Origin of the sequence: Arachidicoccus sp., assembly GCF_050436765.1 — a bacterium.
GTDB lineage: Bacteria > Bacteroidota > Bacteroidia > Chitinophagales > Chitinophagaceae > Arachidicoccus.
Genome location: NZ_JBNQGD010000268.1, coordinates 1 through 11,098 on the forward strand (window position 1 = coordinate 1; position 11,098 = coordinate 11,098).

Sequence of the window (11,098 nt, forward strand, 5' to 3'; positions counted from 1 at the left end):
GCTGCCGCAAAAGACGGAAAAAAGATTACACAAGAATTATTCAATGGAGAAATTGGTTGGGTAGAGTGGCAAAAACCGGGCTTTGATCTGGGCCTACAATTAAAACAATGTTTAGATGAAAATCCGGGGATTAAAGGCATTGTGCTCGGTTCACACGGTTTGTTCACTTGGGGCGATACAGCTTACGAAAGCTATATCAATACTTTAGAAGTAATAGAAAAATGTGCGGATTATCTAGAACAACATATTGGCAAAACCAGTCCGGTATTTGGGGGCCAAAAAATCAATTCCGCTTCAAAAGAAGAAAGGCTGAAACAAGCGGCAGCACTTGCTCCTATCTTGCGCGGCTACTGCTCTTCACAAACGAATATGATTGGCCATTTTACAGATGATGATCGAGTTTTAGAATTTATCAATTCTAATGATTTAGACAGGTTGGCTCCTTTAGGAACCAGTTGTCCCGATCACTTTTTGCGCACAAAAATCAGCCCGCTTATTTTAAATCTAACGGCAGATGAAGACCTCTCGAATATCGAAGCGATTAGAGAAAAATTAGTTCCGCAGTTTGAAGAATACAGAAAGATGTATGCGGACTATTATGAAAAATGTAAGCATCCTAATAGTCCGGCAATGCGCGATCCTAATCCGGTTGTAATATTATTTCGCGGAATAGGAATGTTTACTTTTGCAAAAAACAAACAAACAGCCAGAGTCGCGTCAGAATTTTATATTAATGCCATCAACGTAATGAAGGGTGCCGAAGCTATTTCCCAATACACTTCTTTACCGAGGCAAGAAGCTTTTAATATTGAATACTGGCTTTTGGAAGAGGCTAAATTGCAACGTATGCCAAAGCCAAAGTCACTAACCGGGCGTATTGCATTAGTTACGGGAAGCGCCGGCGGCATTGGAAGCGCTATCGCACAAAAATTTATTCAAGAAGGTGCTGTTGTTATTATTAGTGACAACGATCAGGAAAGATTAGATAAAGCAACGAAAGAATATACCGAAAAATACGGCAAAGATACTGCAGCCTTTAGCTTGATGGATGTAACAGACGGTCAAGCAATTGCCAAAGCATACGACACAGCAGCATTGTCATTTGGCGGTGTGGATATTGTCGTAAACAGCGCAGGATTATCTATCTCAAAACCTATTGAAGAGCATACCGAAAAAGACTGGGATCTTTTGTATAATGTTTTAGTAAAGGGTCAATTCTTAGTAACACAGGCCGGTGTTGCTGTTATGAGAAAGCAAAATTTAGGTGGGGATGTTTTAAACATCGTCAGCAAAAATGCACTCGTTTCCGGGCCTAATAATGCAGGTTATGGTTCTGCAAAGGCAGCCCAACTGCACCTCAGTCGCTTAAATGCCGCAGAATTAGGTAAAGATAAAATCCGTGTAAACGTCGTAAACCCGGATGCAGTAATTGCCGATAGTAAAATCTGGGAAGGTGCGTGGGCGCAAGGTCGTGCAAAAGCCTATGGCGTATCAGTGGAGGATCTTCCAAGTTATTACGCTAAAAGAACTTTGCTCAACGAAATAATCTTACCAAGTGATATCGCGGATGCTTGCTATGCATTTGTCGGCGGTCTTTTAAGCAAATCCACCGGCAATGTACTCAACGTAGACGGGGGCGTTGCTATGGCTTTTGTAAGATAGTTGAAGTAGCTTTAATTCTCTAATCATTAGGTCGCTTAAGGTTTTATAGGAAAAACTATAGAACTTTAGGCAATCATTTAAAAAAAATTAAGATGAGTATCGATAAAAATATAATCGCATCCGAGAATGAATCGTTGCATCAGCAACATACAAAGAAACTCGATTTTTTGCAAAGCGAAATAGGAAACACACAGGCAATTATTGAAAAAATAGCAGCCTTTCAAATAGGTATTCCTAGTTGGGCTTTAGGCGCAGGCGGAACACGCTTTGGCCGTTTTAGCTTTGGTGGTGCACCTCGTAATATTGAAGAAAAAATAGCCGACGTCGGCTTGCTGCATCAATTAAATAGAAACAGTGGCTCCATTTCTTTACATATCCCTTGGGACATTCCTAATGATTATGATAAAATAAAAGCATTGGCAGCAGAACATCAATTAAAATTTGATGCCGTCAACTCCAATACTTTTCAGGATCAACCCGGACAAGCACTTTCCTACAAATTCGGTTCCTTGCAGCACGTAGATGTTGCGGTAAGAAAACAAGCCATCGATCATAATATTGATGTAATAAAACAGGGTATAGCACTTGGCTCAAAAGCTTTGACTGTTTGGTTGGCAGACGGATCCTGTTTCCCAGGCCAGTTAAATTTTAGAAAAGCCTATCAAAACACTTTAGACAGCTTGCAACAAATATATGAAGCGCTGCCTGATGACTGGAAAGTATTTATAGAATATAAAGCTTACGAGCCCAATTTCTACTCAACAACAGTTGCAGATTGGGGGCAATCACTTTCCTATGCAAATAAACTTGGCGACAAGGCTTATACGCTGGTGGACCTAGGTCATCATTTGCCTAATGCAAATATCGAGCAGATAGTTTCTCTCTTATTGATGGAAAGAAAATTAGGCGGATTTCACTTCAACGATTCAAAATATGGTGACGATGACTTAACTGCTGGTAGTATCAAACCATATCAGTTATTTTTAATCTTCAAAGAATTAGTTGAAGGCATGGATGCAAGAGGCATGAACCACGCAACTGATTTAGGCTGGATGATAGATGCATCACACAACGTAAAAGACCCCCTGGAAGATCTACTACAATCCGTAGAAGCGATTATGTTAGCCTACGCGCAAGCACTTTTAGTGGATAAAAAGGCCTTAGACGACGCGCAGCAGTTAAATGACACAGCTAAATGCCAGGAGATTTTGCAAGCAGCTTTTAGAACAGATTTAAGACCTTTGGTTGCCGAAGCAAGACTGCGTTCGGGCGGCGCATTGAATCCTCTGGAGCTCTATAGGAAACTGAATATTAGAAAAAAATTAATCAAAGAACGTGGCGCTGATTCAGTGGCAACAGGATTATAAGTTATGCAGAAGATATCCGTAATTGCAATTTTTGATGTGGGCAAGACCAACAAAAAACTTTTCTTATTCGACCAACATTACCAAATCGTTTACGAAAAGACGGCAAGATTTATTGAAACAAGTGACGAAGACGGTTTTGCCTGCGACAATATTGATAGTCTGCGACTTTCTGTTTTTGAATCCTTAAATGAAGTATTGCGATTAGACTGCTTTGATATTAAAGCAATTAACTTTACGACTTATGGCGCCAGCCTGGTATATGTTGATAGTGATGGAAAACCGTTAGCACCATTATTCAATTATCTAAAACCTTATCCGGAAGATCTGAATAAAAAATTCTATAAAGCGTACGGTGGAGAAGAAGTGGTTTGTTTGCAAACTGCTTCGCCTTGTTCTGGTAGCCTGAATTCGGGACTACAACTGTATCGGATAAAAAATGAAAAGCCGGAATTATTCGCCAGGATGAAATATGCATTGCACTTACCACAATTTATGAGTTCGCTCATTACGGGTAAGTTTTATTCCGACATTACCAGCATTGGCTGTCATACTCATTTATGGGACTTCCAAAAAAACGATTACCATCGGTGGATCTATGAAGAGAAACTGGACCAGAAATTGGCCCCCATTTTCCCTTCTAATCAAGTAATTCAAACACAGTTTATGGGCAAAGAGTATCTTGCTGGCGTAGGCTTGCACGATAGTTCTGCGGCATTAATTCCCTATTTGGTCAATTTCACTGAACCATTTATTCTCATCTCTACAGGCACTTGGTGCATTAGCCTGAATCCATTTAATGATTCCCCTTTAACCAAGGAAGAAATTAACTGCAATTGTCTTTGTTACCTTAGTTATCAGGGTAAACCGGTAAAGGCTTCCAGGCTTTTTGCGGGCTATGAACACGAACAGCAAACCAAACGTATTGCAGCACACTTTCAAATGCCAGCTTCCCTTTTTAGGACAATGAATTTCAGCCCGGAAATTATAGAGATGCTCAAGAAGAAAAATGTTTTGGACGCAGAACCTATTCCACCTTGCGCCGCCGATTTTACCTCCAAATTCACTGAGAGAAACCTTGAAGATTATGGCAATATAAAAGAAGCTTACCATCAACTTATTATGGATATATTGGAACAACAATTTTTGTCGACCAATATGATTATGCAAAAAGGTATTACAAAGAAGATTTTTGTAGATGGCGGTTTTAGCAAGAACAATATATATATGAATCTTCTGGCTGCCGCATTTCCAAACGTAGAAGTGTATGCCGCATCGATGGCACAAGCGACTGCCCTTGGAACTGCTATAGCCATTCACTCGCATTGGAATAAACATCCTTTGCCAAATGATATTATTGATTTAAAATTCTTTGCGAATTCACAGAACGCCGATTTATAATTCTACGAAAAAATATTTTAATATTTATTATGGACGTCCAATTTAACCCAAGATACCCTTCCATTGAAGATCTTAGAAAAAAAGCTAAACAAAGAATACCAAGATTCGCCTTTGAATACCTTGACGGCGGATGCAACGAAGAGGTTAATTTACACAAAAATACAAATGAACTAAGAGCAGTAGAGTTAATGCCCGAATACTTAAAAAGCTTTTCTGGAATTAACATGAAAACGGAATTATTTGGGCATGTTTATGACGCGCCTTTTGGCATTTCTCCAATCGGATTGCAAGGACTCATTTGGCCTAATTCTCCAGAGATATTAGCCAAAGCGGCTTTTGACCACAATATCCCTTTCACATTAAGTACGGTAAGTACAAGCAGTATTGAACGGATAAGTGAAATTACCGAGGGAAGAGCATGGTTTCAATTATATCACCCTGCAGAGGATAGTTTACGTGATCAGCTTATACAGAGGGCTGAAGCGGCACATTGTCCGGTACTCGTGATCTTAAGCGATGTACCGTCATTTGGATACCGTTCAAAAGAAATTAAAAATGGTTTAGCTATGCCGCCCAGAATGACATTAAAAAATGTCCTTCAAATAATGGGTAAACCCAATTGGGCAATAAAAACGCTCCTACATGGACAACCTTCCTTTCAAGTGATGAAACCCTATATTCCCAAGGGGATGAACATGCATCATCTTGGTTTATTTATGAATAAAACTTTTGACGGAAGATTAAATGAAGACAAAATTGCAGCCATCAGAGACAAGTGGAAAGGCAAATTAGTTTTAAAAGGAATTGTCAATGAAATAGACGCAGAAAAAGCACTTCGCTTAGGTATAGATGGACTTATCGTTTCAAATCACGGTGGTAGGCAATTAGATGCCGGAGAATCTTCTATTCATTCACTCAATAGAGTAGTAAAAAATTACAGGGATAAAATGAAAATTATGCTGGACAGTGGTCTGAGAACCGGTCCGGATATAGCAAGAGCTCTTGCATCTGGTGCAGAATTTACTTTCTTAGGAAGAAGCTTTATGTACGGTGCAGCGGCCTTGGGTAAAGACGGAGGCAATCACACCATCTCCATTTTGAAAAGACAACTTCAACAGGTGATGCAACAAATTTGTTGTGCAAAGGTAGAAGACTTTCCCGGTCATTTGATAACTCAATAATTAAAGCTGCAAAAAGCCGATACTGAAAATAGGCTGTCTAAGAAAGATAGGCAGCCTATTTTAAATTGCAAAACTTTGTTTCTGATTGAACCATAAAAGAATTCATCCATACTATTAGAGACGAACTCATTTATTTGGAAAGGCCTTCACCATCGACACATCATCAATATAGCAAAACGAATCTGCCTTTCCATCAGCTAAGAAACCAATTTCCACCTTGCCATCTTTGACCAAAATCTGGTTAAGCACAATTTGCCGCCAAGAAGTGTTTTCTTTTTCAAAATTATATTTAAATGTTTTAGTACCCGACTTTGCGTACATCAGGAGCTGATGAAAACCTCTACTGTTTTTCACTTTAGCGGTTAAAGTATAATACCCCTCTTCCAATTTTACATACGATGAAGACATTATAACTTGTGATACTTTTCTTTCAAAATCTACATTATCGCTAATATTGAGACTTTTTTCTCCTATTACAAATTGCCTGTCCTGCTGATTATTAAAATAATTTAGCAAAGGCGACGCGCTATCATTAACGGCAATCTTATTGCCTTTTATTACCTCAGAAACCCAACCAGTTAGTTGTTCTTGAACCGGCTTAAAATCACTTGGTATTTTTCTTCTATCCGCTTCAAAGCTGCCATTCTTTACAAAGTTATTATCTTGACCCACCTGCCATTTTCCAGTTTGCGCATTTAAATCCCAAGAGCTTAAAGAATTGAAATAAGGTATTTTCTCGTCAAAAGACAAAGGACACCATTGATTGTACCCTAAGCCGTTTCCGGCAAAATCGGCCCATCGATCTCCACAAAATATGACAGTCTCTTGTTTGCTGCCTTTTATAGTATAAAAAAATCCCGTTTGTGTAATGTGCGCATAATCCTCAGAACAACCATTCATAACCATCATATTATTGGTTGGTTTATATGGACCACGAATATTATCTGCCACTAAATAATAAACGTGAGATGCATCCCAACCATATAAGTTTGACGCACACATATAATATTTCCCTTTATATTTAAACATGCAATTTCCCTCACGACCTTCCCCCCGATAGACTTCTGTACAGTCCAACAAATTTACCATGCCATCTTTAACCCCAATTTCAGAAACATAAATTTTATTTCTTCCGCGTCCATAGGAATAAATAAGATAAGATTTACCATTATCTTCATCTGTAAATACAGTTTGATCACCGGTATTTGGTGTGCCAATCATGCCTTTCATATCGATCTGCTGATGCCACTCGAATTCACCAGTAGGCGAGTTAGAAACAGCAATAAGCACCTGATTACCATGCTGCACAAATAACGCATACTTTTTCAATTCCTTTATATAAGCAACGCCCAAACGACCTACCCAAGTGGGTTTCGCAGAGTGTGCCATTAATTCCTTTTGCGTAAGTACATTCCCCTCAAAATACCAATTAACCAAATCTGTAGAGCTATAGCAAGTTACAGATTCAAATGCAGCAGAGCTTTGGGTTATGGAAGGATCTTTTCGATAAACTTCGGCTTGTTTATAATGAACACCGTACCAATAGTATTTTTTTGTTCCGGTTACAGGATCGGTAAATTTAAAAATCCCCCCGCCCTGGCTATAGATAGGTTTTCCATCATGCGTATTCCAAAAACAATCATTCCGTATATTGAATGATTGCGCCTTCGCTTCATTATTTAAAAAGACGAAGGCAACGCTCACAAAAAGCATAATAATCAAAAAATATTTGGCCTGAGTTTTCATTATACCAGGTAAGTTTAAAAATTGAACTACTTTGATTTAGATAATTCTTTAGGAAGCCATTAACAGCTTATTGATTAATGTATAATATTCCTTGAATCGACAATTCTATATTGAGGCTTTTCTCCCCCCTTACATATTATATCTTTAAAGGTCAGGCTTGCACAGTTCTTAATCTGTATGATCGATTTTTCAGGTAATACTATATTTTGAAAAAGAATATTTTGGGTATAATGTTTTTGATCTTTAAAGCCATTAATATCCATTACCACCGCATTGGGTTTTGCTGCACTCAAATTCAAATTTGAAAATTCCATATTGCTAAACAAAGGAATCTCTGGAGCGGGTGCACCATCATTATTATAATTGACAGCAGTATATAAAGTAATTTGAAGCAAATCACAATCTCTTACAATTACATTTCTTACATACCCACCCCTGTCTTTTGTAGCTTTTATTTGAAGACCATGCAGCAAATTACCTATTTTGCAATCTTGTATAAAGACATCACTCACCCCACCTGACATTTCGCTCCCAATTGCCAGAGAATGTCCTTTTACAAAATTACAGTCCGTTATACGTATATTTTTTGAAGCCTTACCTATAAAATAACCTTCGGGGTTCTTGCCGGATTTTATGGCGATGCAATCGTCTCCTGTAGAAAATGTGCAATTAAAAATATAGGAGTCAATCGAGGAATCCGGATCAATTCCATCACCATTGGATGCAGTGCTTACAATATTCAGATCGTGCAGTACTACATTTTTACTATAAATATAATGAATAGTCCAGCAAGGGGAATTCTCTACGTTCAGGCCTTGAATTTCAATATTTTCTCCATTCATTATACAAATTAATCTTCCACGCCCTCTTAGTCCAGCTTTTTTTATCATTGCATTGCCAAGTGCAGTACCACCGCCCAAAATAGTTCCTTCTCCACAAATGCGCAGGTTAACTACATTATATTTTCCAGACCTGTCAAGTGTTCCAGCATTTAATAAACTTGCGAACGTTTTTAACTCCCAACCTTCGAATCTATTTTTAATAAAGGGTTCATAATCATTAATTTCTTCACTCCCTTTTAAAATGCCGCCTTTTGCAATCAGTAAAGTCATATTACTTTTCAAATGTAATGCACCGCTTAAAAAGATGCCCGAAGGAATTAATACCGTTCCATTTTTTGTACATGCATCTATCGCCTTTTGAATTGCAGTTGTATTTTTGGTAACACCGTCTCCTTTAGCACCAAAGTCTTTTATATTAAATACTTTCCCTTGTGGCTGAGTTTTGCATTCTGCACGACTACTCATAGCTGAAAGGATTCCTCCATTATTTTCTGCCTTTATTGAAAAGGAATAAGTCTTGTCAGGGCGAAGATTTTTCGCAATAAAATTGGTTTTGTCAGACTCTCCTATTTTCTTTCCATCTTGAAAGATTTGATACGACTTCACATATTTATATTCGATAGGTTTATCCCAAAGCAAAGTTGCCGAATTAGAAGTAACACTCGCAACGGGAATAACCAAATTTCTTGCAGGAAGTACCTTTTGTCCAAATAGTTGGACAGATAGTAATAGCAATGAAAAATGTAAAGAAAGGCTCCAATAATATTTCATAATATTTTATTTGGTTTCAATTTGCAAAATAGAAATTGAATAAGGAGGGAAAGTCCTCACAAAATCTTTTCCTAAACCATCAATAGTTCCTTTTACCGGTATTATCTTTTTAGGGTCGGTTATAGAATTTGTCTCTTCTGCACTGTCTGCTTTCAACATTATTAAAGCACCATTCTTATTTACTTTGTTTGCACCTTGCAAATCTATTTTGACTTGCTGCGGTATCGACTGTGTATTTACAAATTTTAAATAAATAGTTCCGGTTTTACTATTTCTGGTCGCTACGTAAAACACTGCTGGTATTTCTTTTGCTTTTAACCCGCGGTCTAATTCCTTTTTTGAGAGTTGCTGCATTTGCATAGCAATATTACTGCCCACCACGGGAACCACTTCATCACCCTTATAGTTACTAAACATTACTTGTGCATAGTAGGATGGTGAGCCATAGCAATTCAACGTATTATAGCCAATAAGATCGGATTTCCATTGCATTGCGCCAGGATTTACATTGACAAATAAAGGTGCATAACACGACATTACCACAATGTCTGAATTGCGCTCCATCCCTGTCATCCAGGCAGCGTCACCTAAAGCAGCATTAAAATTTGGTGTAGGGCTCCCTTCTCTTGTAGCCCATTCTCCTACAAAGACCTTCGGTCCTTTTCTATCGTAATTATCATAGTGTCCGGCATCACTTTCCATTTCAGATGCCGTGCGATAATAATGTTCATCTACCACATCCGGACGTTGCAGGGTCAGTCGCTCACGCATTCCCAGATTGTCTTTTCCGCCAATAGTTGCGATTACTTCCAATTGTGGATATTTAGCTTTAATGGCTTTATAGAATTGTGCATAGCGCCCATCGTAACTGCCTGACCTATCAAACCCGTCTTCATTTCCAACTTCCACATATTTTAATTTGAAAGGCTTAGGATGGCCGTCTTTCGCTCTTTCTTTTCCCCATTTAGTAGTTACGTCGCCGGTCGCATATTCTATTTCATCTAACGCACTATTTACGAAGGGTTGCAAAAAGGGCCCGGCATCTAAATGATCTCTATTAAGGGTATACCCTGCAAAAACAGCTAACACAGGGTCCATGTTCAAATCTTCGCACCATTCTAAATATTCCAAAAGGCCCATACCGTCTGATGATCGGTAGCTCCACGGTGCCATGTGACCAGGTCTTTGGCTAAGATCCCCTAATGTTTTTGCCCAATTAAACCTTTCAGAAAACATATTACCTTCCAAATAATTCCCACCGGGAAGCCGTAAAAAAGAAGGGTTCATGGCTTTTAATAATTCCATGATATCACTACGATTGCCATTTGAACGATTGTGGTATGTCGGCGGAAAAAGCGAAACCAAATTAAAGTAATAATCACCTGCACCCGGTGTATGTATTACAAAACGTGTATCTGCAGTTTCAGCAATATCTTTATCCGTTTGCAAATTGTATCTATACTTTTTCCAATCCTTCGAATTCAATGAAATATCCGCCGATGCATAGATTGTTTTCCCGTCTTTACTTTCTATGGAAACTTTAATTGGCGTAGGACTTGTCACAGAGGCTTTGGCAAAAAAACTTCCTTTATAAGTTGTGTTAGGCTTTACGGGAATCCCCCAAAAACCTGTATTATAAACTCCCGCACTTTTATCCTGCTTTTCTACATTCACTTTTAAGCAAACTGTGAGTGCTTTATTGATAGCGTTTTGATGATTTAGGCCTATTGAATAATTATCACTACTCTCTTCCAATTTAGACCACGCAGCAGGCAACTTGTCATTATCTTTGAAAATTCTATTTTGTATAAGCTCTCCATATAATCCGCCATCATAAGAATGGTTTATTTCTTCCGTCATAAGACCGTACAGGGTGGGGCTAACCTTTACACCCAGTTTGTTCAAGTTTAATGTTAGCTGCATCTGCTTTTGCCCGTAAGAAAAATTGCTACCAATAATGGCAATCATAGTTCCAATAAGAAAAACTTTTTTCATTTTTTTATTTTAAAAATTTAAACCTAAAATTTATTAATACGAGAACTTATCCTGGTTCATTGCATCTGCTCAATCCATATTCTAGCCATCATTTCATGTCCTGCAGGCATGGGGTGAACGCCATCCCAGATCCAAT

At 38.3% G+C, this 11,098-nt stretch carries 7 protein-coding genes; 4 read left to right on the plus strand and 3 right to left on the minus strand.

Translation table 11 applies throughout. The features are described from left to right. The 4 genes from ACQR30_RS11700 to ACQR30_RS11715 all read left to right on the plus strand — a co-directional run. Positions 1-1,662, plus strand: a 1,662-nt coding sequence (locus ACQR30_RS11700; protein ID WP_429735277.1) for a bifunctional rhamnulose-1-phosphate aldolase/short-chain dehydrogenase, incomplete at its 5' end; no start/stop codon positions are given. 92 nt (positions 1,663-1,754) lie between these two features. Next, positions 1,755-3,029 carry a TIM barrel protein gene (locus ACQR30_RS11705; protein WP_429735279.1) on the plus strand — a complete coding sequence of 425 codons (1,275 nt, stop codon included), beginning with the start codon at positions 1,755-1,757 and terminating at the stop codon, positions 3,027-3,029. 3 nt (positions 3,030-3,032) lie between these two features. After that, positions 3,033-4,427: an FGGY-family carbohydrate kinase gene (locus ACQR30_RS11710; RefSeq protein WP_429735281.1), complete on the plus strand. Its 1,395-nt coding sequence runs from the start codon at positions 3,033-3,035 to the stop codon at positions 4,425-4,427. A gap of 29 nt (positions 4,428-4,456) precedes the next feature. Then, positions 4,457-5,608, plus strand: coding sequence for an alpha-hydroxy acid oxidase (locus ACQR30_RS11715; RefSeq protein WP_429735283.1), 1,152 nt, complete (start codon positions 4,457-4,459; stop codon positions 5,606-5,608). A gap of 126 nt (positions 5,609-5,734) precedes the next feature. Here ACQR30_RS11715 and ACQR30_RS11720 read toward each other — a convergent pair whose 3' ends face one another. The 3 genes from ACQR30_RS11720 to ACQR30_RS11730 all read right to left on the minus strand — a co-directional run bounded on the left by ACQR30_RS11720 (position 5,735) and on the right by ACQR30_RS11730 (position 10,962). Beyond that, positions 5,735-7,354, minus strand: a complete 1,620-nt coding sequence (locus ACQR30_RS11720) for a family 43 glycosylhydrolase (RefSeq protein ID WP_429735285.1) — start codon at positions 7,352-7,354, stop codon at positions 5,735-5,737. Positions 7,355-7,428: 74 nt separating this feature from the next. Next, positions 7,429-8,967, minus strand: coding sequence for a glycosyl hydrolase family 28 protein (locus ACQR30_RS11725; protein WP_429735287.1), 1,539 nt, complete (start codon positions 8,965-8,967; stop codon positions 7,429-7,431). 6 nt (positions 8,968-8,973) lie between these two features. After that, positions 8,974-10,962 (minus strand): alpha-L-arabinofuranosidase C-terminal domain-containing protein, encoded by a 1,989-nt coding sequence (locus ACQR30_RS11730; RefSeq protein WP_429735289.1) that lies wholly within the window; start codon positions 10,960-10,962, stop codon positions 8,974-8,976. Between the last annotated feature and the right edge of the window lie 136 nt (positions 10,963-11,098).